This window comes from Spongiactinospora sp. TRM90649 (assembly GCF_029382225.1).
Lineage (GTDB): Bacteria > Actinomycetota > Actinomycetes > Streptosporangiales > Streptosporangiaceae > Spongiactinospora.
On the sequence record NZ_JARLTC010000039.1, the window covers coordinates 1 to 23,883 of the forward strand.

The window sequence follows — 23,883 nt, forward strand, 5'->3', positions numbered from 1 at the left end:
AGGCCCGCGAGGGGCCAGGGGCGGCGCTGGACCTGTTCGGCGACGCCCTGGGCGACCTGCCGGACGCCCTCGCCCGGCACCCCGCCCTGCTGCTGGCCGACCCCGCCGCGGCCGGATGGCTGACGCGTACGGCGCTGGCCGCCGGCCGGCGGGAGGCCGCGCGGGCCGCAGCCGAGGCCATGGGCGGCCTGGCCGCGGCCAACCCGGGATATCCGGGGCTCGGCGTGTCGGCGGCGCACGCCCTCGGCGTCCTCGCCCGTGACAGCGGGGCCCTGGCGGACGCGGCGGAAAGGGCGGACGGGACCTGGGCGCGGGCCTCGGCCGCCGAGGACCTGGGCGTGGTCCTGCTCGCCGCCGGGCAGCGCGCCGAGGCGGCCGGGGCGCTGGACCGGGCGATGGCCGCCTACCAGGACGCCGGGGCCGCCCGCGACGCGGCGCGCGTCCGCCGCAGGCTGCGGGAGATCGGCGTGCGGCACCGCCACTGGCGTTACGCCGAACGCCCGGTCACCGGCTGGGACAGCCTCACCGAGACGGAAAGGAAGATCTCCCTCCTGGTGGCCCAGGGCGAGACGAACCGGCAGGTCGCCGAGCAGATGTTCATCAGCGTGCACACGGTGGCCTTCCACCTGCGGCACGTCTACCGCAAGCTCGGCATCGCCTCGCGGGTGGAGCTGGCCGGGCTCGCCGCCCGGCGGCGCGAGAGCGGCGCCTGACCCGCGTTCACCCCTCGAAAACGCGAAGGCGTCCCTCATCCCCCACCTTGACGGGTGCACCGGCCGCGCCGCGCGCGATTGCTGCACGGGTCGGGGATGTGGCCGGCGCGAGATCACGGGGAGGCTCGATTTGGAGCCCGAAAACCGGAACCAGCGGGAACGTACGCGCTAGCAGGGGGAGACCACCGATGGCCAGAGCAGTCGGCATCGATCTCGGCACCACCAACTCCGTGATCGCGGCGACCGAGAACGGCCAGCCGACGGTCATACCCAACGCCGAGGGGTCGCGGACCACGCCGTCCGTGGTGGCCTTCACGGACGACGGCGAGCGCCTGGTCGGGCAGATGGCCCGCCGCCAGGCGATCCTCAATCCCAAGGGGACCGTGTACTCCGCCAAACGGTTCATCGGCCGCCGGTACGACGAGGTGTCCAGTGAGCTGAACGCCGTCTCCTTCGACGTGGTGGAGGGCCCGGACGGGGCCGTGCGGTTCAAGGTCGGCGGCAAGCTGTACGCGCCGGAGGAGGTCTCGGCGCTGATCCTGCGCAAACTCGTCGCCGACGCCGCCAAGTTCCTGGGCGAGAAGGTCACCGAGGCCGTCATCACCGTCCCCGCCTACTTCAACGACGCCCAGCGGCAGGCGACCAAGGACGCGGGCAAGATCGCCGGCCTGGAGGTGCTGCGGATCATCAACGAGCCGACGGCGGCGGCGCTGGCGTACGGGCTGGACAAGAAGACCAACGAGACCGTCCTGGTGTTCGACCTGGGCGGCGGTACCTTCGACGTCAGCCTGCTGGACATCGGCGAGGGCGTGGTGGAGGTCCGCTCCAGCCACGGCGACACCCACCTGGGCGGCGACGACTTCGACCGGCGGATCGTGGACTACCTGGCCGACGAGTTCCAGCGGCAGGAGGGCATCGACCTGCGCCGCGACCCGCAGGCGCTGCAGCGGCTCTTCGAGGCCGCCGAGAAGGCGAAGGCGGAGCTGTCGGCGGTGACCCAGACCACGATCAGCCTGCCGTTCGTGACGGCCGACGCCAACGGCCCCAAGCACCTGAACACCACGCTGATGCGGTCCACGTTCGAGCAGATCACCGCCGACCTGGTGGAACGCTGCGTGGAGCCGGTCAAGCTGGCGATGGCCGACGCCAAGGTCACCGCCGACGACATCGACGAGGTCATCCTGGTCGGCGGTTCGACGCGGATGCCCGCCGTGCAGGCGCTGGTGCGCAGGCTGACCGGGGGCAAGGACCCCAACATGACGGTCAACCCCGACGAGGTGGTGGCGATCGGGGCGGCGACCCAGGCGGCGATCATCAAGGGCGAGGTCAAGGACGTCCTGCTGCTGGACGTGATCCCGCTGTCGCTGGGCGTGGAGACGCTGGGCGGCCTGCTGACCAAGGTCATCGAGCGCAACACCACGATCCCGGCTCGCCGTACCGAGACGTTCAGCACGGCTGAGGACGAGCAGAGCGCCGTGGACGTCGTGGTGCTGCAGGGCGAGCGGGAACGCGCCGCCGACAACCGGGTGCTCGGGCGGTTCCGCCTGGAGAACATCCGCCCGGCCCCGCGCGGGACCCCGCAGATCGAGGTCACCTTCGACGTGGACGCCAATGGGATCCTCAACGTCTCGGCCAAGGACAAGGACACCGGCGCCGAGCAGCGCATCACCATCAGCGAGAGCTCCAACCTGGAGTCCTCCGAGATCGACCGCATGATCGCCGACGCCGAGCGGCACCGGGGCGAGGACGCCAGGCTGCGCGAGACCGTGGACGCACGCAACGAGCTGGACTCGATCGCCTACCAGGTGGAACGCCGGTCGGAGGAACTCGGCGACGCGGTGCCCGAGCACGAGAAGGCCCGCGCCGGGCACCTGGTCATGGACGCCAGGGACTCCCTGAAGGAGGAGACGCCGCTGGACCGGCTGCGCTCGCTGGCCGGCGAGTTGCAGCAGGTCTACCACGGCCTGGGCGCCGCGGCGGGAGCCGCCGCCGGCGCGGCGGGAGGCGTGCCCCCGCAGCAGCGGCCGGGCGAGAAGGCCGGTGACGAGGACGTCATCGACGCCGACTTCACCACCTCCGAGCCCGAGTGACGCGGCGGACGGCGTGAACGGCCGGGAAGAGGCCCGCGAGCCGGAGGGCGTGAACGAGGAGCCCCCGGCACGCGGCGACGAGGCGGGCGAAGCCGAACGGTCCGCGGACGACAGGCTCGCGGAACTGGAGGACCGGTGGCTGCGGGCGGTCGCCGATCTGGACAACACGCGCAAGCGTGCCGTCCGGGACGGCGAGCGGGCCCGCGCCGAGGAGCGGCGCGCGGTGGCCGTCGCGTGGCTTCCGGTCGTGGACAACCTCGAACTCGCGCTCAAACACGGCGACGGGGAGAAGGACGCGGTGCTGGAAGGGGTGCGCGCGGTCCGCGACCAGGCCGTCGGCGTGCTGGCCCGGCTGGGCTATGAGCGTCACGACGAGACCGGGGTGCGCTTCGATCCGGCGCTGCACGAGGCGGTGGCCACCGCCCCCGGCGAGGGCGCCGAGCCCGGCACCGTGCTGGAGGTGATGCGACCGGGTTACGGGGAGGGCGAGCGGCAGTTGCGGCCCGCGGTGGTCGTGGTGGCCGCGAAGGCGGAGTGATGGCCGGCAGACGCGACTTCTACGACATCCTCGGGGTGGGCAGGAACGCCGACCAGGACGAGATCCAGCGGGCGTACCGCAAGCTGGTCCGCACCTACCATCCCGACGTCAACAAGGACCCCGCGGCGGAGGACCGGTTCAAGGACATCTCCGAGGCGTACTCGGTGCTGTCCGACCCGGAGACGCGCCGCCGCTACGACGCGTTCGGGCACGACTTCCGTCAGGTCCCGCCGGACGTCGACCCCTCCGCCTACCGCAGGGCTCGGGCCGGAGCGGGAGCGGGGGCGCCCGGTGGACGGCGTACCGCCGGGCCGGGAGTGGACGTCGACTTCGAGGACCTGTTCGGCGAGATGTTCGGCGGCCGGGGACGCGGCGGCTGGGGGCCGATCCCCGGCGCCGACCAGGAGGCCGAGCTGGAGGTGACCCTGGAGGAGGCGTACCGGGGCGGGAAGCGGACGATCACGCTGCCCGGCCCCGGCGGCGGGCGGCGGCTGGATGTCGCCATCCCGCCGGGAGTCACCTCGGGGCAGCGGATCCGGCTCGCGGGCCAGGGCGGTCACGGGCAGGACGGCGCGCCGCCGGGGGACCTGTACCTGGTCGTCCGGATGGCCCCGCACCCGCGTTACCGCCTGGACGGCCGCGACGTGCACGTGCGACTGCCGCTCAGCCCGTGGGAGGCCGCGCTGGGCGCGACCGTGGCCGTGGACACCCCCGGCGGGGACACCAAACTGAAGGTCCCGCCCGGCACGTCCAGCGGGCGGCGCCTGCGGCTGCGCGGGCGCGGGCTGCCCAATCCGCGCGGCAAGGACGGCGACTTCCTGGCCGAGGCCAGGGTGATGGTCCCCGGCACGCTCTCCGACCAGGAGCGAGAGCTGTTCGAACGGCTCGCCTCGGTCTCCGGCTTCGACCCCAGGGGGCGACGATGACCCGTCCGACCCGCGCGACCCGTTCGGCCGGTTCGGCCGCCCGCGTGACGTACGCCTTGGTCCGGCCCGTCCGGCTCGACCTGGAGTCCTTCGCGCGCGCCACCGGCCTGCACCCGGAGGTGGTCAGGCGGCTGGTCGCGCTCGGCGTGCTGGAACCGGACACCGACGCCAGGGGAGACCTGTGCTTCGCGCCCGCGCAGGTGGCCGCCGCGGCCCGCGTCCAGCGGCTGCACGCCGGGCTGCCGCTCAGCTACGCCGCCATCGGCCTGGTGATGGACCTGCTCGACCGGGTCGAGCGCCTGGAGGCGGAACTGCGTGACGTCTCACGACACCAGGAGGGCATGACGTGGACCCGAACCGGCTGACCCAGAAGTCGCAGGAGGCGTTGAACGACGCGCAGACCAAGGCGCTGCGCTTCGGGCACACCGAGGTGGACGGCGAGCACCTGCTGCTGGCCCTGCTCGACCAGCCGGACGGGCTGGTGCCCCGGCTGGTCGCCGACGCCGGGGCCGACCCCCGGCGGCTGCGCGCCGACCTGGAGGACGAGCTGGAGCGGCGGCCGAAGGTCAGCGGCCCCGGCGCCGCCCCCGGGCAGGTCTACGTCACCCGGCGGCTGTCGGAGGTGCTCGACGCCGCCGAGCGGGAGGCGAACCGCCTCAAGGACGATTACGTGTCGGTCGAGCACCTGCTGCTGGCGCTGGTCGACGAGGGCACGCAGACGGCGGCCGGGCGGCTGCTGCACAACGCCGGGCTCACCAGGGACCGGGTGCTTCGGGCGCTCACCGCGATCCGCGGCAACCAGCGGGTGACCTCGGCGACGCCCGAGTCCGCCTACGAGGCGCTGGAGAAGTACGGCCGCGACCTGGTCGCCGAGGCCAGGGCCGACCGGCTCGACCCGGTGATCGGCCGCGACGGCGAGATCCGCCGGGTGATGCAGATCCTGTCGCGGAAGACCAAGAACAACCCGGTGCTGATCGGCGACCCCGGGGTCGGCAAGACCGCCATCGTGGAGGGACTGGCCCAGCGGATCGACCGGGGCGACGTGCCGGAGGGGCTGCGCGACAAGACCATCTTCAGCCTCGACCTGGGCTCGCTGGTGGCGGGCGCGAAGTACCGGGGCGAGTTCGAGGAGCGGCTGAAGGCCGTGCTGAACGAGGTCAAGGCGGCGGAGGGCCGGATCCTGCTGTTCGTGGACGAGCTGCACACCGTCGTCGGCGCGGGCGCCACCGAGGGCGCGATGGACGCGGGCGACATGCTCAAGCCCATGCTGGCCAGGGGCGAGCTGCACATGATCGGCGCGACCACGGTGCAGGAGTACCGCAAGCACATCGAGAAGGACGCCGCCCTGGAACGCAGGTTCCAGCCGGTGCTCGTGGACGAGCCCTCCGTGGAGGACGCCATCTCCATCCTGCGCGGCCTGCGCGAACGGCTGGAGATCTTCCACGGCGTGAAGATCACCGACAACGCGATCGTCGCGGCCGTCAACCTGAGCCACCGCTACATCTCCGACCGGTTCCTGCCCGACAAGGCGATCGACCTGGTCGACGAGGCGTGCGCGGTGGTCCGCACCGAGATCGACTCCATGCCCGCCGAACTCGACGAACTGACCCGCCGGGTGACGCGCCTGGAGATCGAGGAGGCCGCCCTGGCCAAGGAGGCCGAAGAAGGCGGCCCGCCGGAGTCCGCCGCGCGCCTTTCGGAACTGCGCGGCGAGCTGACCGGGCTGCGCACCGAGGCCGACGCGATGCGCGCCCAGTGGGAGGCCGAGCGCGCCGCGCTGCGCCGGGTCCAGGGCCTGCGCCAGGAGCTGGAGACGGTGCGCCGCGAGGCCGAGCAGGCCGAGCGCGACTACGACCTGAACCGCGCGGCCGAGCTGCGCCACGGCCGCCTGCCCGAGGTGGAGCGGCGGCTGGCCGCCGAGGAGGAGCGGCTCGGCTCGCGGCAGGGCCCCAGCGGGCTGCTGCGCGAGGTGGTCACCGACAACGAGATCGCCGGAATCGTCTCGCGGTGGACCGGCATCCCGGTGGCCCGCCTCCAGGAGGCCGAGCGGGAGAAGCTGCTGCGTCTGGACGAGATCCTGCACGAGCGCGTCGTCGGGCAGGACGAGGCGGTCCGGCTGGTCGCCGACGCCGTCATCCGCGCCCGCGCCGGGATCAAGGACCCCCGGCGGCCGATCGGGTCGTTCATCTTCCTCGGCCCGACGGGCGTCGGCAAGACCGAGCTGGCCAAGGCGCTGGCGGCGGCGCTGTTCGACACCGAGGACAACATGATCCGCATCGACATGAGCGAGTACCAGGAGCGGCACACGGTCAGCCGCCTGGTCGGGGCGCCGCCCGGATACGTGGGGTACGAGGAAGGCGGGCAGCTCACCGAGGCGGTGCGCCGCAAGCCGTACTCGGTGGTGCTGTTCGACGAGATCGAGAAGGCGCACCCGGACGTGTTCAACACCCTGCTGCAGGTCCTGGACGACGGGCGGCTGACCGACGCCCAGGGCCGTACGGTGGACTTCCGCAACACCGTCGTGATCATGACCTCCAACATCGGCTCGCAGTACCTGCTGGAGAGCGTGACCGCCCACGGGGAGCTCAAGCCGGAGGGCCGCGGTCGCGTCATGGCCGAGCTGCGCGCCGCCTTCCGCCCCGAGTTCCTGAACCGGGTCGATGAGATCGTGCTGTTCCGGCCGCTGACCGAGCCCGAGATCGAGCGCATCGTGGACCTGATGTTCGACGACGTCGCGAGCAGGCTCGCCGACCGGCGGCTCACCCTGCGCGTCACCGAGGAGGCCCGCCACCTGATCGCCACCGAGGGCTACGACCCGGTCTACGGGGCCCGGCCGCTGCGCCGGTTCATCTCCCGCGAGGTGGAGACCAGGATCGGGCGGGCGCTCCTGGCGGGCGACATTCCGGACGGCTCGGTCATCGTCGTGGACGCCAGGGCCGGGGAGATCATCGTCACCTTCGAGACCTGAGCCGCGGGCTAGTCCGGACCGGCGGTCACCAGCCCGCACTCGTGGGCGAACACCACGGCCTGGGCGCGGTCGCGCAGGCCCAGCGCGGCCAGCAGGCCGTTCACGCGGCGCTTGACGGTGTGCTCGCCGAGCAGCAGCTCGGCGGCGATCTCGGCGTTGGACAGGCCGCGGGCGACCAGCCGCAAAGCGTCCACCTCCCGCTCGGTCAGCTCGGCCAGCCGCCGCCGCAGCCGTGACCCGCGGGCCGTGCCCGGCGCGCCGCGACCGGCCACCGCCGCGATCAGCCGCCGGGTCACCGACGGGGCGAGCAGCGCCTCCCCCGCGTGGACCAGGCGCACGGCGCGCACCAGGTCGTCGCGGCGGGCGTCCTTGAGCAGGAAGCCGCTCGCGCCGGCGCGCAGCGCGTCGTAGACGCGTTCGTCCGGGTCGTACATGGTGAGCACGAGCACGCGGGCCGAGGTGCGGCGGCAGATCTCCGCGACGGCCTCGACGCCGTCCGGCGCGGGCAGCCGCACGTCGGTCACGACCAGGTCGGGGCGCAGCCGCAGGGCCTCGCCGACGGCCTGCTCGCCGTCGGCCGCCTCGCCGACGACGGCGATGCCGTCGTGCGCGCCGAGGATCATCCGCAGGCCGTCCCGGAACAGGGCCTGGTCGTCGGCGAGCAGCACGCGCGGCATCGGCTATCCGATCGGGAGGGTGGCGGTGACGGTGAGGCCAGGGGGATCGACGGTGAGCGTGCCGCCGCACGCGCCCGCGCGTTCGCGCATCCCGATGATGCCGTGGCCCTCGCGCAGGGCGCGCACTCCGCCGCCGTCGTCGGCCGTGCGCACGATCAGCGCCGCGTCGGTCCATTCCAGGCTGACGCGGGCGGACGGCTCGGCGGCGTGGCGCAGCGTGCTGGTCAGCGACTCCTGCACGATGCGGTAGACGGCGACCCCGGTGGCGGTCGGCAGCCCGCGCCGCTCGCCCCGCTCGACGAGCACGGCCGAGAGCCCGGCGCGACCGGCCCGGTCGATCAGGGCGGGCAGCGCGTCGATGCCCGGCGGCGGCTCACGCGGGGTGTGCCCGCGCGGGACGGCCGCGCGGAGCTGCCCGGCGGCCTCGCGCCCGGTGGCGGAGATCGTCTCGAACACCGCCTCGGCCCTTTCCGGATCGTCGCGCACCACCAGCGGCCCGGCCTCGGCCTGCACCACCATCAGCCCGACGGACCGCGCCACGATGTCGTGCACGTCGCGGGCGATCCTGGCCCGCTCGACCGCCACCGCCGCCGCGCGTTCCCCGGCCAGGCGTCCGGCGCGCTCCCGCTCGGTGGCGCGCTGGGCCCGCCGGGCGCGGGTGGCCGCTCCCACGGCGTACGCGGCGGCGTACGCCGTGAGCAGGTGGGTGTCATGTCCGTGGAGGGTGAGCGCGGCGACCACGCCCGCGCCCTGGGCGGCGATGCCGACGGCGCGGGTCACCGGCGGCACCGCCGTGGCGGCGAAGGCGCAGGTCCACACCAGAGCGCCGGCCGGCACCGGCATGGGCGCGGCCCCTTGCAGGTCGTGCCAGGCCAGGGCGAGTACGGCCGTCGCCCCGCCGAGCACCAGCCCGACGGGCAGCGGCGCCGCACGCCGCAACAGGATCGGCGCCGAGGACGCCAGCAGGAGCAGTGCCGCCCACCACGGCGGCGGGCCGGTCGCCAGCGCGGGCACGGCCGTGGCGCAGGTGACCACGGCGGCCACGGCCGCGTCCGCCAGGGTGACCCGCCCGCGACGGCGGGCGGGCACGCTCTCGGGAAGCGCCCGGCGGATGGCCCGCGGCATGTGGAGCGTGTCCGGCGGCATCCGCGGCTCCTGCACTCGTGGGGTCGTGCGCAGTATGCACGCGAGCAGGGCGTGAAGGCTTCCCCCTGTGGGCGGAACTTCACACGCCTTCGTTGTTCGGGGCACACCGGGCACGGGTCGGGTGAGGGGGCGTGGGGGGTTTGCGGCGAGGATGGGAGATGTTCCGGAACGCGGGAGACCCCCGCCGCTCGACACCCGCTGGAGGAGACATGGATCAGAGCGCTTCGCGCGAACTGGCCGGAATCGCGGCACTGGCCGCCCGGTCGGTAGGGGATCGGCTGCGGGAGGCGTTCCGCTCCCGGCCGGCCGTGCGCACCAAGCGCGACTTCCACGATCCGGTGACCGAGCACGACAGGGCGGCCGAGGACATCATCCGCGCGGTCATCGCCGCCGAGTGCCCCGACAGCGTGATCGTGGGAGAGGAGGGCGGCGTACGGCGAGCCGACGGCGGCGAGGCCGACGCCGCCGAGGAGGGCGCGGTCGACGGCCGGGTGCGCTGGTACGTCGATCCGATCGACGGGACCGCCAACTTCGCCGCCGGAGTGCCGTTCTTCTGCGTCTCGGTGGCCGCGGCGGCCGGCGACGAGGTCGTGGCGGGCGTGGTGTACGACCCGATGCGCGAGGAGGAGTTCACCGCCGGGCCCGACGGGGCCTTCCTCGGCGGGCGGCGCCTGCGCAGCGCGGGGGCGGCGAGCGACCGCGAGGCGATGCTGCTGACCAGCTATCCGAGCTCGCGCGACCTGGCGGTGGAGGGGGAGGCGGCGCTCGGCAGGTTCGGGCGGCTGGTCACCTCGTTCGCGGCGGTGCGCCGTCCGGGCAGCGCCGCGCTGAAGCTGGCGCACGTGGCCGCCGGGTGGTCCGATGTCGCCTTCGGCATGGGCGCGAGCCCGTGGGACGTGGCGGCGGGTTCGCTGCTGGTGCGTCGGGCGGGCGGGGTCTACATCCCGCTCGGGGGCTCGGTGTTCCGGGTGGGCGGCTACCTGGCGCACGTCGGCGGATTCGACCTGGCTGGCTCGGCGCTGCCGGAGGTGGCGCGGCTGCGGCCGGCGCAGATCAGCGGCTGATCTACTTTGTAAAGTCACCCGCTTGGTCGAACCCAGGACAAGACACCGTGAAACCATGACCATACTTTCTGTGACGGACGCGGCGAGTGTGAGCGAGGTAACGGTGAGCGAGAATGCCGGCCGGTGGGCGACGGGAACGCTGCCCGCCGAGACGACGAGCTTCGTGGGCCGGGCCGCTGAGCTGGCGGCGGTCAAGAACAGGCTCAAGCGGGCGCGGCTGGTCACCCTGACCGGCGTGGGCGGCGTGGGCAAGACCCGCGTGGCGGTCAGGGCGGCGAGGGAGGTGCACGAGAGCTTCCCCGACGGCGTGTGCCTGGTGCCGCTGTCGGCGCTGCGCGACCCCGCGCTGCTGCCCAACACGGTGGCGGGCGCGTTCGGGCTGCCGGAGCAGTCCGGGCGTCCCGCCATCGACCTGCTGGCCGGCCACCTGTCGGGCAAGCGGCTGCTGCTCATCCTCGACACCTGCGAGCACCTGATCGAGGACTGCGCCACGCTCGCCGACACGCTGTTGCGGGCCGTGTCCGATCTGCGGGTGCTGGCCACCAGCCGCCGCCCGCTCGACGTGCCGGGCGAGCACGCGCTGCCCATCGCGCCGCTGCCGGTGCACGCCGAGGGCGCGGACGGCGAGGCCGGGGCGGCGCGCGACGCCACGGCCCTGTTCGCCGACCGGGCGGCCGCGGCGGCGCCGGGCTTCGCGCTCACCGACGCCAACCGGGCGCAGGTCGCGGCGCTGTGCCGGCGGCTCGACGGAATCCCGCTGGCGATCGAGCTGGCGGTGGCGCGGCTGCGCGCGCTGACCGTGGAGGAGATCCTCTCCCGGCTCGACACCCGGTTCCTGCTGCTCGGCGGCGGCCGTACGACGCTGCCCCGGCATCAGACGCTGAAGACGACGATCGACTGGAGCCACGAGCTGTGCGGGCCCGACGAGCGGGTCCTGTGGGCGCGGTTGGCGGTGTTCGCCGGGGAGTTCGGCCTCGACGCGGTGGAGGAGGTCTGCGCGGGCGGCGACCTGCCCGCCGAGCGGATCATGGACGCGCTGATCAGCCTGGTCGACCAGTCGGTGGTGCTGCGCGTCGACGGCGAGACGCCGGGCGGGGCTCGTTACCGGATGCTCGACACCATCCGTGAGTACGGCGCCGAGCGGCTGGCTGCCTCGGGCGAGGCCGAGCGGTACCGGGGTCGGCACCGTGACCACTATCTGGGCAAGGTCCGTGAGTTCGAGGCCGCGTGGACGGGCCGGCGGCAGCTTCTCGCGGTGCGGGGGCTGATCGGGGAGCAGGCCAACGTGCGGCTGGCGTTGGAGACGTGCCTGGCCGACCCCGACGGCGCCGCGGCGGGCCTGGAGCTGGCGGTGAAGCTGTGGGGGTTCTGGCACTGCAGCGGGCTGCTCACCGAGGGGCGCTACTGGCTGCGGCGGGTGCTGGCGGCGGCGCCTGAGCCGTCGCCGGCGCGGGTGCTGGGGCTGTTGCTGACGGTGTGGTTCATGGACCTGCAGGGCGAGCCGGGCGACACCCGCCCGCTGGTCGAGGAGGCGGCCCGGACGGCCCGCGACATCGGTGACGAGTACGGCATGGCGTGGTGTGTCGCCTTCTCCTCACACACCAGCTTCTTCCGTGGCGATCCGCGCACGGGTATCGCGGGGTTCACCGAGGCGCGGCGGCGGCTGGCGCTGCTCGGCGATGAGACGGCGATGGTCATCACCGGTTTCCAGATGGCGTTCATGCACTTCCTGGCCGGTGACGCGGAGGCGGCGATCGAGGCGTGCGACGACGCGCTGCGCCGGATCGAGGCTCCCGACGAGTGCTGGATGCGGTCGTGGTCGCTGTGGGTGAAGGGCATCGCGCTGTGGGGGCGGGGCGACCGGCGGGCGGCGGTGGAGTGCGCGCGGGCGGCGATCGTGCTGAAGCAGCGGCTGAACGACCTGATCGGGATCGCGCACTGCCTGGAGGTGATCGCGTGGGGGGCGGCGGCGGGCGGCCGGCACGAGCGTTCGGCGGTCCTGCTCGGCGCGGCGGACCGGTTGTGGCGCAAGGCGGCGACGGAGCCGAGGTTCGGGAGCGTGCTGCTTCAGGAGTTCCTCGGCGAGGCCGTCGAGGCGTGCCGTACGGCGCTGGGGGAAGAGGAGTACGCGCAGGCCCGTGCGCGGGGGTCGGCGGCGGAGGTGTCCGAGGCGGTGTCGTGGGCCCTGGGCGAGGAGGAGGCCGGAGACGCCGAGCGTCCGTCGTGGGAACTGCTGTCACGGCGGGAGCGGCAGGTGGCGGCACTGGTGGCCGAGGGCCTGACCAACCGCGAGATCGCCGCCAAACTGGTCATCTCCAAGCGCACCGCCGACGCTCACGTGGAGCACATCCTGAGCAAGCTCGGAGTCTCCTCCCGCACCCAGGTGGCGGCGCTGGCCCCCGGCCTCGCCTCCGGTCTTGCCTCCGACCTTGCTCCCGAGCCGGCCCCGGATCGGGCCCCGGCGGAGTGATGATGGGGGAGGCGAGCGGCCCCGCGGCCGTTCCGCGCCTGGTGGTCGTGGGGCCGCGCTCGCGGAGGACGGTCCGGCGCTCGGCGGGGACAGGGCCGGGCGCGGGAACGCGGGCTTCCGGAGGCCGCCCGGGGCGCTTCCCCCTACAAGCGGGATGATCGCGGTTGCGGCTCCCGCCGATCGGCGACCTCGGGCGGCTCCGGAGAACCCTCCCGGCGCCCGGTGTGGGCGGCCGGTGGTCTCATTGTCACGGCGGGGTCCGGCGGGCGCACGACCTGCGGTGCCGAACCCGCACACCCAATTACGGCGCATGCCCAGCCCGTTCCCGGCTCGGTATACCTATGCCCGAGGCCGCGCCCCCGGGCCGGTAGCCTGGCCCGGTGGCCGAGCCGTACCTGACCGTCAGTGAGATCGCCGAGCATGAGACGGAGGCGCGCGGGTCGCGGTTCCTGTGCGCGGTGGCGCGGGTGCGCGACGAGGCCGGGGCCCGGGCGTTCGTGGAGGAGCGCAGGCGGGCGCATCCGGGGGCGGCCCATACCTGCTCGGCGTTCGCGATCGGCGGTGACCGGTCGCCGGCGCGGGGCGACGATGACGGCGAGCCGGGCGGCACGGCGGGCGCGCCGATGCTGGACACGCTGGTGCGGCGCGGGTTCAGCGACACGGTGGCGGTGGTGACGCGGTATTTCGGCGGTGTGCTGCTGGGGGCGGGCGGTCTGGTGCGGGCGTACGGCAGGGCGGTCGGGGAGACCCTTGACGCCGTGTCGCCGGTGCGGATGGTCCCGGCCGTGGTGGTGTCGGTGTCGATCGGGCACGCGCACGCCGGGCGTCTGGAGAACGACCTGCGCGCTTCGCCGTACGAGGTGCTGGGGGTCCGTTACGGGGCGGACGTCGCCATCGAGGCGGCGGTGGGCGAGCCTGAGGTCGAGGGGTTCGCCGAGTGGGTCGCCTCGGCCACGGCGGGCGGGGCGCGGCTGAGCCGGGGACCTGTGGTCTTCACCGCCGCCCGCTGAATCCTTCCGTCGCGTTCTCGCGGGTCTTGCGGCATGGGTTCATCACAGCTATGGTTCATTACTGAAGTAATGAACCAATGAGGTAGGGGCGAAGCCAGTGTTCGACGATCGGAGTCCGATCTACCGGCAGATCGCCGACAAGATCAAAACGGACGTCCTGAGCGGGGCGCTGGACGGCGACGAGCAGATCATGTCGACCAACCAGTACGCCGCCTTCTACCGGATCAACCCGGCCACGGCCGCCAAGGCGTTCCAGCAGCTTGTCGACGAAGGCGTCCTGTACAAGAAGCGAGGTATCGGCATGTTCGTCAGTCCCACCGCCCGCGACTCCCTGCGCGAGCAGCGGCGCAGGCGCTTCTTCACCGACGTGGTCGATCCGATGATGCGCGAGGCCCGCGCCATCGGCGTCCCGGTGGAGGAGATCGTCGAGCGGATGCGCGCCCTCCCCGCGGAGGGGCAGGCATGACGCCGGACATCGAGGTGTCCGGCCTGCGGCTCGCCTACGGCGACGCCGTCGCGCTGGACGGGCTGAGCTTCGGGCTGACGGGCGGCAAGATCTACGGGCTGCTCGGCCGCAACGGCGCGGGCAAGACGAGCCTGCTGTCGGTGCTGGCCGCGTTCCGCAAGGCCGGTGGGGGCGTCGTGCGGGTCGGCGGCGAGCAGGTGTGGGAGAACCCTTCGGCGACCAGGCGGATCTGCCTGGTCAGGGAGGCGGGGGAGGCGTCGGCGATCGGCACGGTGGAGGACGCCTTCTACTTCGCCGAGGCGTTGCGGCCGGGCTGGGACGCGGCGTACGCCGAGCGGCTGGTGGAGATGTTCGAGCTGCCCAAGCGCAAGAACGTCAGCGAACTGTCGCTGGGCAAGAGGTCGGCGCTCGGGGTGACGATCGGGCTGGCCTCCCGGGCGCCGCTGACCATGTTCGACGAGTCCTACCTGGGCATGGACGCGCCCTCCCGGTACGCGTTCTACGACGAGCTGCTGCGGGACTTCATCGCGAACCCGCGCACGGTGATCATGTCCACCCATCTGATCGAGGAGGTGAGCTCGCTGTTCGAGGAGGTCCTGATCATCGAGGGCGGGCGGTTGCTGCTGCACGAGGAGAGCGACGCGCTGCGCGCCAGGGGCGCGTCGGTCACCGGTCCTGAGGATGAGGTGGAGCGGTTCGTCGCGGGGCTGACGGTGCTGGGCGACAAGCGGCTGGGCCGTACGCGCTCGGCGATGGTGTACGGCGAGCTGGACGACGGGCGGCGGGAGGCGGCCGTGCGGGCCGGTCTGGACATCGGCCCGATCGCCTTGCAGGACCTGTTCATCCATCTGACCGGGCAGCGGGGGGCGGCCGTCGGCGGCGCACTCGAGGGAGGGCCGGAATGAGAGGCCTGTCCGCCGTCTTCCCGGCCCGGCTGTTCGCGGCCAATGTCCTTTTCACTCTGATGGCGTACGTCGCCCTCGTCGTCGTGGCCGCGATCATCGCGGTGGCGATCGGCCTGTTCGGCGATCTGGGCGCCAGCGTCTGGGAGCAGGCCATCCAGGCGTCCCGGTGGTTCGTGCTGGTCATCGGCACCGTGGTGGTGCGCACGTACCTGCCGGTCTACGTGGCCAACGGCCGGACGCGCCGGGAGTTCTTCGTGCACGCGGCGGTGTTCCTGTTCGCGTTCGCGCCCGTCGCCACGGTTCTGATCATGCTCGGCTATCTGATGGAGACGGGTCTGTACGGGCTCGGCGGCTGGCCCAGGGAACTGAGCGACCGGCACCTGTTCGGCGACCTCGGCCAGGTGCCGCTGGTGTTCGCCGAGTACTGGTCGCAGTACCTGGTGTGGGTGGCCGTCGGGGCGATGGCCGGCGCGGCGTTCTACCGCCTGTACGCGGGCGGGATCCTGCTGATCCCGGTGGGCGCCGCGCTGATCTTCTCGGTGCACGCCGCCACCGACCTCGTCCACGCGCTGCCGGTGATCGGGCGGCTGCCCGTGCTCGGCCTTCCCGCCACCGTCCCCGTGGCGGTCGGGGTGGGTCTCGCCGGCTTCCTGATCGCCATTGGGCTGACCTGGGCGTTCGTCCGTGACATCCCGATCCGCAACCCCAGGTGAGGCGACGGTGGGAGCGCTTTTGGAGGTCAGCGGCCTGCGCAAGTCGTACGGCGCGCGGGTGGCGGTGAACGGAGTCGGGCTGACCGTCGCGGCGGGCGAGACCTACGGGCTGCTCGGCCCGAACGGGGCGGGCAAGACGACCGCGATATCCATGATCGTGGGCATTCTGGCCCGTGACGCGGGCGAGATCCGCGTGGACGGCCGTCCCCACGGCACGTCCACGCGGGGGACCAAGGCGATGATCGGGTACGTCCCGCAGAACCTGGCCCTCTACCAGGAGCTCAGCGCCCGCCGTAACCTGCGGTTCTTCGGGCGGCTGCAGGGCATCCCGCGCGCCACGGCCGGGCGTGCCGTCCAGGACGCGCTGGAGCTGACCGGGCTGGCCGACCGCGCGGACGAGCCGGTGAGCGGGTTCTCCGGCGGGATGGCCCGCCGGTTGAACATCGCGATCGGCCTGCTGCACCGGCCCCGCCTGCTCGTCCTGGACGAGCCGACGGCCGGCGTGGACCCCCAGAGCCGCAACGCCATCCTGGACGGCGTGCGCGACCTGGCCGCGCGCGGCGTCGCGGTGCTCTACACGACCCACTACATGGAGGAGGCCGAGCGGGTGTGCGATCGGGTGGGGATCATCGACCATGGCGAGATGATCGCCGAGGGCACCCGGCGCGAGCTGGTCGGCATGGTCGGCCAGAGCGACACGCTGCGCCTCAGTGCCGAGGGCGACCTGGCGGGGGCGGTGCCGGAGCTGACCGCGCTGCCCTTCGTGGAGCGCGCGACGGCGGGGGAGGACCATCTGGAACTGCTCGTGCGCGACGCCCGCGCGTGCCTGCCCGCCGTCCTGGCGGCCCTGGGGAGCGCGGGGGCGCAGGTGCGGTCGGTGGAGGTGCGCGAACCCGGCCTGGAGTCGGTGTTCCTGCACTTGACCGGCCGCGGCACGAGGGACTGACATGCGCGCGATGACGGCCATCCTGGTCAAGGATCTGCGCCTGAGGCTGCTGGACGGCGCGCTGCTGATGTCCGCGGTGGTGCTGCCGCTCGGCCTGGCCCTGCTGCTGAACACCCTGACCGGCGGGGAGCGTGCGTTCACCGCCTCCTACGCGGTGGCCGACCTTGATCGCGGACCGGCCGCCGCCGCCTTCGCCGATGAGGTGCTGCGCCCGATGGAACGCGGCGGGAAGGTCACCGTCCGCCCGGCGGGCACCGAGGCGGAGGGCCGGGCGCTGGTCGAGCGGGGAGAGGCCGACGCGGTGTTCGTCATCCCGGCGGGGTTCTCCGCCGCGGTGGCGCAGGGCCGGGCGGCCACGATGGACCTGGTCGGCGACGCGAACTCCGGGGTGGCCGTCGGCGTGGCCCGCGAGGCGGCCCGCGCGTACGCCGCGCGGGTCGGCTCGGTGCGGCTCGCGGTGCGGGTCGCGGCGGGCGGGCGCGCGCTGGGCGAGGAGCGTGCCGGGGAACTGGCGCGGGCGGCGGCAGGGGCGCCACCCGCGATACGCCTGACCGAGGACGACTCGGCGGCGACCCGGCAGCTCGGGTCGGCCACCTACTACGCGGCGGGGATGGGGGTGTTCTTCCTGTTCTACGGGGTGATGATCAGTATCGGCGGGATTTTCGAGGAACGCGGCTCGGGCACGATGGCCCGGATGCTGGCCGCGCCGATCCCCCGGGCGGCGGTGCTGTCGGGCAAGCTGCTCGCGGGCGTGCTGGCGGCGGTGTTCGGCATGGCCGTGCTGGTGGTGGCGTCATCGGCGCTGATGGGCGCCCGCTGGGGCGATCCGCTGGGCGTCGGGGCGCTGGTGGTGGCCGGGGCGCTGGCGGCGACGGGCCTGATGGCCATGGTCGCCACCGTGGCCCGCACCGCCGAACAGGCGTCGAACTGGCAGTCGGGGCTGGTCATGGTGCTGGGACTGTTCGGCGGGGCGCTGTTCCCCGTGGGGCGGCTTGAGGGGTTCGCGGTGCTGAGCGGGTTCACTCCGCACCACTGGTTCATGACCGGCCTGGCCGAGCTGGCGGGCGGCGGCTCGGTCGAGCGGGTGCTCGTCCATCTGGCGGTGCTGCTCGGGTTCGCGGCGGTGGGCCTGGCCGTGGCGGTGGCGAGGTCGGGAAGGGTGGTGGCGGCGTGAAGGTCCTCGCGATCGCGGGCGTGGGCCTGCGCATGGCCGTCAAGGACCGCACCAGCGTCTTCTTCATGGCGGTGATGCCCTTCCTGATGGTCTTCATGATGGGGCTGATGTTCGGCGGCGGGCAGCGGCTGTCGGTGGGCGTCGCGGGCGGCGACGGCCCGCTGCCGAAGCGGCTGGCGGCGGCCCTGGCCGAGGGCGGGCGCGTGGAGGTGGTCCGCCTGGACGGCGAGGCGGCGCTGCGCGAGGCGGTGGAACGCGGCGAGGTCGGCGGCGGCCTGCTGATCCCCGCCGGGTACGCCGCCGCCGTGGGCGGGGGCGCAACAGCGGAGGTGCGGTATCTGTCCCGGCCGTCCGACCCGCAGGGGATGGAACTGGCCGCGCTGGTGCGCTCGGCCGTGCTGCGGGAAGCGGGGAGCGTGGGCGCGGCCGCGTTCGGCGCGGCGCACGGCGACGGGTCGTTCGCGGCGAACCTGGACGCGGCCGACGCGGCGCGCGCGCCGGGGATCACGGTGCGGGCCACGACGGTGGGTGAGACCGTGTTCCCCGAGGGGATGGCCGGTTTCGCCCTGTCGGCGCCGCCGTTGCTGCTGCTCTACACCTTCCTGACGTCGCTGACCGCCGCCGCCGGGCTGGTGGCGACCCGCGTCTCCGGGCTGAGCGCCCGCATGTACTCGACCCCGACCCCCGTGTGGGCGCTGCTGGCGGGGGAGGCGGCGGGCAGGATCGCCGTCGCCCTGGCCCAGGGGCTGATCATCATGCTCGGGTCGGCGCTGCTGTTCGGCGTGGCCTGGGGCGACCCGCTCGGCGCGGCGGCCCTGCTGGTGGCGTTCTCCCTGGTCGGCGGGGGCGCGGCCATGCTGCTGGGCTCGGTGTTCCGCACCCAGGGGGCGGTGACGTCGGCCGGGCTGATCCTGGGGCTGGGCCTGGCCGCGGCGGGCGGTTCCATGGCCCCGCTGGAGGCGCTCGGCGACACCGCGCGCCGCCTGGCCTACCTGACCCCGCACGCGTGGGGCTACGAAGGCTTCGCCGCGCTGGTACGGCACGGCGCCGGGTTCGCCGACGTGCTGCCGCAGGTCACGATCCTGTGTGGATACGCCGCCGTGTTCTTCGTCGCGGGCACTTTGCTCCTGCGCCGGGCGTTGATCCGGAACTGAGGTTTTCCACACCCCCTTCCTGGGGTAGCCGCCACTGGAGTCGCTGAGGCGGTCACCCGCAGGCCGTGGGGTGGGCCTCATGTTCCCTGTCCCTCTAGCCGAATAGCGTCTTGATTCATGAATCCCGCACAGTTGGACGGCATCGCCGGTTGGGCGATCGAACTGATGGAAACACTCGGCGAGCCCGGAGCGGGCATCGCCATCGCGTTGGAGAACCTGTTCCCCCCGCTGCCCAGCGAGGTGATCCTCCCGCTGGCGGGATTCGCGGCCAGCCGCGGCGACCTCAGCCTCATCGGGGCGATCGTGTGGACCACGATCGGCTCGGTGGTGGGCGCGCTGGCCCTCTACGGGCTCGGCGCGCTCCTCGGCCGCGACCGGCTCGTCCGGCTGGCGACCAGGCTGCCGCTGGTGAAGATCACCGACATCGAGAAGGCCGAGGCGTGGTTCGCCCGGCACGGTGTGAAGACGGTGTTCTTCGGAAGGATGATCCCCATCTTCCGCAGCCTCATCTCGGTGCCCGCCGGGGTCGAGCGGATGCGGCTGACCAGGTTCTTGATCTTCACCACGCTGGGTAGCCTGATATGGAACACCGCGTTCGTGTTCGCGGGTTACCTGCTGGGCGAGAACTGGGGGGTCGTCGAGCGGTACATGGGCGTGGTGTCCAAGGCCGTGCTGGGCATCTGCGTGCTGGCGGTCGTCTGGTGGGTGGTGGCGAGGGTGCTGCGCGCCAGGCGTGAGCCGGGCCGTGGCGCCGGCAGGCACCGGGAACAGGACCGCGAAAGGGTCTGAGGGTTGGCGGGTTTGGTGCGGGGCTGGCTGCTCACCTTGGCGGGCCTCATCATCGGCGGGGCGACCGCGTACGTGGGGCTCGCGTTCCTGGCGATGGCCGGGCTGGCGCTGGCCGCCTTGCGGTTCTGGCCGCGCGGGCAGGCGCTGGTGCGGGCCCGGGTCCACCGGGGCGCCCGACGGCTGGCCGAAGGCGAGCGCCGCCGGCTGATCCGCTTCCTCGACGCCGACATCTCGGGCGAGTACTCCGGTGAGCGCGCCGTCCGCTACCTGGTGGCGCGCGGCCCGGTGGGCATCCTCGGCCACGGGGTGGTGTTCCTGCTCGGCCTCGGCGTGACGGTGGCGGTGACCATGCTGCTGGCCTGGGCGAGCGGGTTCCCGTGGGCGTTGATCGAAGACGCCGGAGGGGTCACGCTGGCCACCATCCTGGGCGCCTCGGTCCCGGGCGTCCTGCTGCTCTACCTCAACCTGACCGGCATCGCCGGGGTGGCCGGGCTGGAGCGGCGGCTGGCCGCGCACTACCTCGGCCCCAGCACCACCGAACTGCTGCGGCGACGCATCACCGAGCTGTCGATCAGCCGGGCGGGCATCGTCGAGGCGGTCGACCAGGAGCGCCGCCGGATCGAGCGTGACCTCCACGACGGCGTCCAGCAGCGGCTGGTCGCGCTGGGCATGCTGCTGGGCAGGGCACGCAGGCAGGGCGACTCCGAACTGCTCGCCCAGGCCCACGAGGAGTCCCAGGAGGCGCTGCGCGACCTGCGCGAGGTGGCCTGGCGGGTCTACCCGGCCGGGCTCGACGCGGTGGGGCTGCGCGACGCGCTGGCCGCGGTCGCCGAGCGCTCGGCCGTACCGGTGTCCATCGACTACGCCCTGCCCGGCGAGCTGCCCCCGGCCGTGGAGACGGCGGTCTACTTCGTGGTGTGCGAGGCGGTGACCAACGCCGCCAAGCACTCCGGCGCGGGGCGCATCGCCGTCCGGCTGGCCGCGACCGGCCCGCTGGTCGAGGTCCGCGTCCACGACGACGGCGCGGGCGGCGCCGACCCCTACGGCGGCGGCCTTTCCGGGCTGGCCCGCCGGGTGGCCGCGCTCGACGGCCGGTTCGCCGTCCACAGCCCGCTCGGCGGGCCCACCCTGATAACCGCGGAGCTGCCGTGCGCGTGATCCTGGCCGAAGACTCCACCCTGCTGCGCGAAGGGCTCGTGCGGCTGCTCGCCGAGGAGGGCCACGAGGTCACCGCCGCCGTCGGCGACGCCGAGGCGCTGCTCGGCGCGGTCGAGCGCGAGCCGCCCGACATCGTGGTGGTCGACGTGCGGATGCCGCCCACCCACACCGACGAGGGGCTGCGGGCCGCGCTGGAGATCCGCCGCCGCAGGCCGGGCGCGGCGGTGCTCGTGCTGTCGCAGTACGTCGAGCGGCGCTACGCCGCCGAGCTGCTGTCGGCCGAACACGGCGGGGTCGGCTACCTGCTGAAAGACCGCGTCATGCAGGTCGGGGAGTTCCTGTCCGCGCTCGACCGTGTCGCGGCGGGCGGCGCCGCCTTCGACCCCGAGGTGGTGCGCCAGCTCCTGGCCCGCAGCACCCGCGTTGACCCGCTGGCCCGGCTGACCCCCCGCGAGAGCGAGGTGCTGTCGCTGATGGCCGAGGGCTACGCCAACCCGGCGGTCGCCGAGCGGCTGCACGTCTCACAGAGCGCGGTTGAGAAGCACGTCAACGCCATCTTCGAGAAACTGGAGATCCGCGCCTCCACCGGCTACAACCGCCGGGTGCTCGCCGTGCTGAGCTACCTGCGGTCCTGACCTCTCAGCGGCCCTCCAGGGCGTCCTGCATGACCCGCAGTTTCGACTGCGCCTCGGCCAGCTCGGCGGCCGGATCGGAGTCGGCCATGATGCCGCATCCGGCGAAGAGCCGGGCGCGGGAGCCCTCGATCGAGCCGCAGCGCAGCGCGATGCCCCACTCGCCGTCGCCGTGCGCGTCGATCCAGCCGACCGGGCCCGCGTAGCGGCCGCGGTCCATGCCCTCCAGTTCCCGGATGACCTCCACCGCGCGGCCGGTGGGGGTGCCGCCGACGGCGGCGGTGGGGTGCATCGCGGAGACCACGTCGAGCACCGACGCGCCGTCCGACAGGCGCCCGCTGATCGGGCTGGCCAGGTGCTGCACGTTGGACAGCACCAGCAGCTCCGGCTCCGGCGGGACGGTGAGGTCCTTGCACAGCGGCGACAGCGCGTCGCGCACGGACTCCACGGCACACGTGTGCTCGTGGCGGTCCTTCACCGAGGCCCGCAGCGCCGCGCCGCGCGCGGCGTCCTCGGCGGGTGTGGCGCCCCGGGCGGTCGTGCCGGCCAGCACCAGCGACTCCACCGCCTCGCCGATGTGGCGGACCAGCAGCTCGGGGGTGGCGCCCACCAGCCCGGCGCAGGAGAAGGTGTAGCAGGCGGGGTAGCGGCGGCCGAGCCGCGACAGCAGCAGCGGCAGGTCGATCGGGTGCTCGGCGACCGCGTTGAGGTCGCGGGCGAGGACCACCTTCTCCAGCTCGCCGTCGCGGATCCGGCGCACGGCCAAGGAGACGGCGTGCTGCCACTGCGGCGCGGTGAGGCTGCCGTCGCCGTACCGGACAGGGCCGGGGGAGCCGCCGGTGAGCGGGGCGGCGGGCGCGCCGAGCGGCGGCGGGTCGCCGATCGTGGTGAGCCACGCCCGCCCGCCGCGCCGGGCCAGCACCATCGCCGGTACGGCCAGCACCGAGCCAGGGGACTCCGGGTCGAAGGTGAAGGAGCCGAAGGCGACCGGCCCGGAGCCGGGGACCCGCACCTCGTCGTTCACGTCGGCATCGCCGAGCGCCTGCGCCAGCCATTCGCGGGCCCAGGCGAACCGCCCGGGGCCCGGCGGGACCGTGACGCGGGCGGCCTCGCCCCACGCGACCAGGCCCTCACCGTGCCGGACCCAGGCGTAGGGTGCCGGGCCCCGCAGCCGGGCCAGCAGGTCACCGGGGTCAGGGACGGCGACGGTGCGAACCAACAGTGGACGGGTCAACCCGAGCGTGACACTCACTCCACCCACTTTAGGCGTGAACTGAACGTGTTCGACGGCGACCCTGTTTCCACACGGTTGCGAAATGTCCCAGCGGCACGTGACCGGCACCTTGTCAAGGCGGCAAAACAGGTCGGTCACTTGACGTGACCGGGCGACTCCGGAGTGATACACCCGTGTAGGAGAGTGTGATCCTAATGCGGAGGTGCCATGGTTCGCACGTCGGTGGCGGCGCTCGCCGGTGCGGCGATCGTCTGCTCGGCCGTCCTCGTTCCACTGCCGGCGCGGGCGGCGGCCTGGCGGCCGGAGTCCATCGCTGCGCTCGGCGACTCGATCAGCGCGGGCCTCAACGCCTGCGGCTGGTACGTCGCCTGCCCGTCGAGGTCCTGGTCCACAGGCGACAACGCCACGGTCAACAGCCACTACCTGCGGCTGCGCCGTGACGTCGCCGCGATCTCGGGTCACAATGTCAACCTGGCCGCGTCCGGCACGGTGAGCGCCGAACTGGCCGCCCAGGCCCGCGAGGCGGTCCGCCGCGACGCCGCCTACGTCACGATCCTGGTGGGCGCCCAAGACGCCTGCGTGCGCGAGGAGCGCCTGATGACCTCCGTCGCCGCCTTCCGCAGGAACATCGACACCGCCCTGGGCGTCCTGCGCGAGGGCCTCCCGCGGGCCCGCGTGTTCGTCGCGAGCATCCCCGACATCAAACGCCTGTGGCGCGTCGGCAAGGACAACGCCCTGGCCCGCACCTTCTGGTCGGTCGGCAAGATCTGCCAGTCCATGCTCGCCAAGCCCCAGTCCACGGCCAAGGCCGACCAGACCCGCCGCGACCGTGTCCGCGACCGCGTGGTCGCCTTCAACCGCTCCCTGTCCGACGCCTGCACCGCCTACGGCCCCGCCTGCCGCACCGACGACGGCGCGGTCTTCTCCTACCCCTTCACCCTCGCCCAGGTCAGCAAATGGGACTACTTCCACCCCAACGCCGACGGCCAGCGCGTCATCGCCGCCCAGACCGCCTCCGTCCTGCGGAACTGGGACCTGCCGGTCTCCCCGCTACCGCTGGACGCCCGCTGAATGATCTCCCGGTGTTTCCGGCGGCGCCCGGGGACGTGC

22 protein-coding genes are annotated in these 23,883 nt (G+C 73.5%); 19 read left to right on the forward strand and 3 right to left on the reverse strand.

Features of this window, described 5'->3' with window-relative positions:
* From P3X83_RS35695 to clpB, 6 genes are all read left to right on the forward strand, one after another.
* The coding region (locus P3X83_RS35695; RefSeq protein WP_277309775.1) for a LuxR family transcriptional regulator at positions 1-713 on the forward strand (713 nt) is incomplete at its 5' end.
* A gap of 188 nt (positions 714-901) precedes the next feature.
* Positions 902-2,803 (forward strand): molecular chaperone DnaK, encoded by a 1,902-nt coding sequence (gene dnaK / locus P3X83_RS35700; protein WP_277309776.1) that lies wholly within the window; start codon positions 902-904, stop codon positions 2,801-2,803.
* Positions 2,804-2,816: 13 nt separating this feature from the next.
* Complete coding sequence (locus P3X83_RS35705) at positions 2,817-3,341, forward strand: nucleotide exchange factor GrpE (RefSeq protein ID WP_277309777.1); 525 nt, start codon at positions 2,817-2,819, stop codon at positions 3,339-3,341.
* Positions 3,341-4,267, forward strand: a complete 927-nt coding sequence (locus tag P3X83_RS35710; RefSeq protein ID WP_277309778.1) for a DnaJ C-terminal domain-containing protein — start codon at positions 3,341-3,343, stop codon at positions 4,265-4,267. The genes P3X83_RS35705 and P3X83_RS35710 overlap by 1 nt, the downstream gene beginning before the upstream one ends.
* The gene (locus tag P3X83_RS35715; protein ID WP_277309779.1) at positions 4,264-4,632 is read left to right on the forward strand and encodes a chaperone modulator CbpM; all 369 of its coding nucleotides are present in this window, start codon (positions 4,264-4,266) and stop codon (positions 4,630-4,632) included. Before P3X83_RS35710 ends, P3X83_RS35715 begins: the two co-directional genes overlap by 4 nt.
* Positions 4,614-7,235, forward strand: a complete 2,622-nt coding sequence (gene clpB, locus P3X83_RS35720) for an ATP-dependent chaperone ClpB (protein ID WP_277309780.1) — start codon at positions 4,614-4,616, stop codon at positions 7,233-7,235. The genes P3X83_RS35715 and clpB overlap by 19 nt, the downstream gene beginning before the upstream one ends.
* An 8-nt stretch (positions 7,236-7,243) precedes the next feature.
* On the opposite strand, the gene P3X83_RS35725 is transcribed toward clpB, so the two are convergent.
* Complete coding sequence (locus P3X83_RS35725; RefSeq protein ID WP_277309781.1) at positions 7,244-7,912, reverse strand: response regulator transcription factor; 669 nt, start codon at positions 7,910-7,912, stop codon at positions 7,244-7,246.
* A 3-nt stretch (positions 7,913-7,915) separates the two neighbouring features.
* Complete coding sequence (locus P3X83_RS35730) at positions 7,916-9,058, reverse strand: histidine kinase (protein ID WP_277309782.1); 1,143 nt, start codon at positions 9,056-9,058, stop codon at positions 7,916-7,918.
* Positions 9,059-9,267: 209 nt separating this feature from the next.
* Between P3X83_RS35730 and P3X83_RS35735 the strand changes: the two genes are divergently transcribed.
* The 12 genes from P3X83_RS35735 to P3X83_RS35790 all read left to right on the forward strand — a co-directional run bounded on the left by P3X83_RS35735 (position 9,268) and on the right by P3X83_RS35790 (position 21,542).
* Positions 9,268-10,122, forward strand: a complete 855-nt coding sequence (locus P3X83_RS35735) for an inositol monophosphatase family protein (RefSeq protein ID WP_277309783.1) — start codon at positions 9,268-9,270, stop codon at positions 10,120-10,122.
* A 103-nt stretch (positions 10,123-10,225) separates the two neighbouring features.
* Positions 10,226-12,592 carry a LuxR C-terminal-related transcriptional regulator gene (locus P3X83_RS35740; protein ID WP_277309784.1) on the forward strand — a complete coding sequence of 789 codons (2,367 nt, stop codon included), beginning with the start codon at positions 10,226-10,228 and terminating at the stop codon, positions 12,590-12,592.
* 380 nt (positions 12,593-12,972) lie between these two features.
* A complete protein-coding gene (locus P3X83_RS35745) occupies positions 12,973-13,602 on the forward strand; it encodes a YigZ family protein (RefSeq protein ID WP_277309785.1) in 630 nt (209 codons plus the stop codon).
* Between the two features lie 97 nt (positions 13,603-13,699).
* On the forward strand, positions 13,700-14,068 hold the full coding sequence (locus tag P3X83_RS35750) for a GntR family transcriptional regulator (RefSeq protein ID WP_277309786.1): 369 nt from the start codon (positions 13,700-13,702) through the stop codon (positions 14,066-14,068).
* On the forward strand, positions 14,065-14,973 hold the full coding sequence (locus tag P3X83_RS35755; RefSeq protein WP_277309787.1) for an ABC transporter ATP-binding protein: 909 nt from the start codon (positions 14,065-14,067) through the stop codon (positions 14,971-14,973). The genes P3X83_RS35750 and P3X83_RS35755 overlap by 4 nt, the downstream gene beginning before the upstream one ends.
* Positions 14,970-15,686 carry a hypothetical protein gene (locus tag P3X83_RS35760; protein ID WP_277309788.1) on the forward strand — a complete coding sequence of 239 codons (717 nt, stop codon included), beginning with the start codon at positions 14,970-14,972 and terminating at the stop codon, positions 15,684-15,686. The genes P3X83_RS35755 and P3X83_RS35760 overlap by 4 nt, the downstream gene beginning before the upstream one ends.
* Positions 15,687-15,693: 7 nt before the next feature.
* Positions 15,694-16,632 (forward strand): ABC transporter ATP-binding protein, encoded by a 939-nt coding sequence (locus P3X83_RS35765; protein WP_277309789.1) that lies wholly within the window; start codon positions 15,694-15,696, stop codon positions 16,630-16,632.
* A gap of 1 nt (position 16,633) precedes the next feature.
* The gene (locus P3X83_RS35770) at positions 16,634-17,806 is read left to right on the forward strand and encodes an ABC transporter permease (RefSeq protein ID WP_277309790.1); all 1,173 of its coding nucleotides are present in this window, start codon (positions 16,634-16,636) and stop codon (positions 17,804-17,806) included.
* Entirely contained in the window at positions 17,803-18,960 is a 1,158-nt protein-coding gene (locus tag P3X83_RS35775; protein ID WP_277309791.1) for an ABC transporter permease, read from the forward strand. The genes P3X83_RS35770 and P3X83_RS35775 overlap by 4 nt, the downstream gene beginning before the upstream one ends.
* Positions 18,961-19,077: 117 nt before the next feature.
* Entirely contained in the window at positions 19,078-19,749 is a 672-nt protein-coding gene (locus P3X83_RS35780) for a DedA family protein (RefSeq protein ID WP_277309792.1), read from the forward strand.
* 3 nt (positions 19,750-19,752) lie between these two features.
* Positions 19,753-20,907 (forward strand): histidine kinase, encoded by a 1,155-nt coding sequence (locus tag P3X83_RS35785; RefSeq protein WP_277309793.1) that lies wholly within the window; start codon positions 19,753-19,755, stop codon positions 20,905-20,907.
* Positions 20,898-21,542 carry a response regulator transcription factor gene (locus P3X83_RS35790; RefSeq protein WP_277309794.1) on the forward strand — a complete coding sequence of 215 codons (645 nt, stop codon included), beginning with the start codon at positions 20,898-20,900 and terminating at the stop codon, positions 21,540-21,542. The genes P3X83_RS35785 and P3X83_RS35790 overlap by 10 nt, the downstream gene beginning before the upstream one ends.
* 4 nt (positions 21,543-21,546) lie before the next feature.
* Here the strand turns inward: P3X83_RS35790 and P3X83_RS35795 are convergent, their stop codons facing one another.
* A complete protein-coding gene (locus P3X83_RS35795; protein ID WP_277309796.1) occupies positions 21,547-22,791 on the reverse strand; it encodes an isochorismate synthase in 1,245 nt (414 codons plus the stop codon).
* A gap of 189 nt (positions 22,792-22,980) precedes the next feature.
* Here P3X83_RS35795 and P3X83_RS35800 point away from each other — a divergent pair, with 189 nt between their 5' ends.
* Entirely contained in the window at positions 22,981-23,844 is an 864-nt protein-coding gene (locus tag P3X83_RS35800; RefSeq protein ID WP_277309797.1) for an SGNH/GDSL hydrolase family protein, read from the forward strand.
* Positions 23,845-23,883: the final 39 nt, after the last annotated feature.

What these genes read in the sequence shown, in the direction of transcription:
- dnaK (WP_277309776.1), top strand. Translation starts at nt 902, where the DNA reads ATGGCCAGAGCAGTCGGCATCGATCTCGGCACCACCAACTCCGTGATC.
- P3X83_RS35710 (WP_277309778.1), top strand. Translation starts at nt 3,341, where the DNA reads ATGGCCGGCAGACGCGACTTCTACGACATCCTCGGGGTGGGCAGGAAC.
- P3X83_RS35715 (WP_277309779.1), top strand. Translation starts at nt 4,264, where the DNA reads ATGACCCGTCCGACCCGCGCGACCCGTTCGGCCGGTTCGGCCGCCCGC.
- P3X83_RS35725 (WP_277309781.1), bottom strand. Translation starts at nt 7,912, where the DNA reads ATGCCGCGCGTGCTGCTCGCCGACGACCAGGCCCTGTTCCGGGACGGC.
- P3X83_RS35730 (WP_277309782.1), bottom strand. Translation starts at nt 9,058, where the DNA reads ATGCCGCCGGACACGCTCCACATGCCGCGGGCCATCCGCCGGGCGCTT.
- P3X83_RS35735 (WP_277309783.1), top strand. Translation starts at nt 9,268, where the DNA reads ATGGATCAGAGCGCTTCGCGCGAACTGGCCGGAATCGCGGCACTGGCC.
- P3X83_RS35755 (WP_277309787.1), top strand. Translation starts at nt 14,065, where the DNA reads ATGACGCCGGACATCGAGGTGTCCGGCCTGCGGCTCGCCTACGGCGAC.
- P3X83_RS35760 (WP_277309788.1), top strand. Translation starts at nt 14,970, where the DNA reads ATGAGAGGCCTGTCCGCCGTCTTCCCGGCCCGGCTGTTCGCGGCCAAT.
- P3X83_RS35770 (WP_277309790.1), top strand. Translation starts at nt 16,634, where the DNA reads ATGCGCGCGATGACGGCCATCCTGGTCAAGGATCTGCGCCTGAGGCTG.
- P3X83_RS35780 (WP_277309792.1), top strand. Translation starts at nt 19,078, where the DNA reads ATGAATCCCGCACAGTTGGACGGCATCGCCGGTTGGGCGATCGAACTG.
- P3X83_RS35800 (WP_277309797.1), top strand. Translation starts at nt 22,981, where the DNA reads ATGGTTCGCACGTCGGTGGCGGCGCTCGCCGGTGCGGCGATCGTCTGC.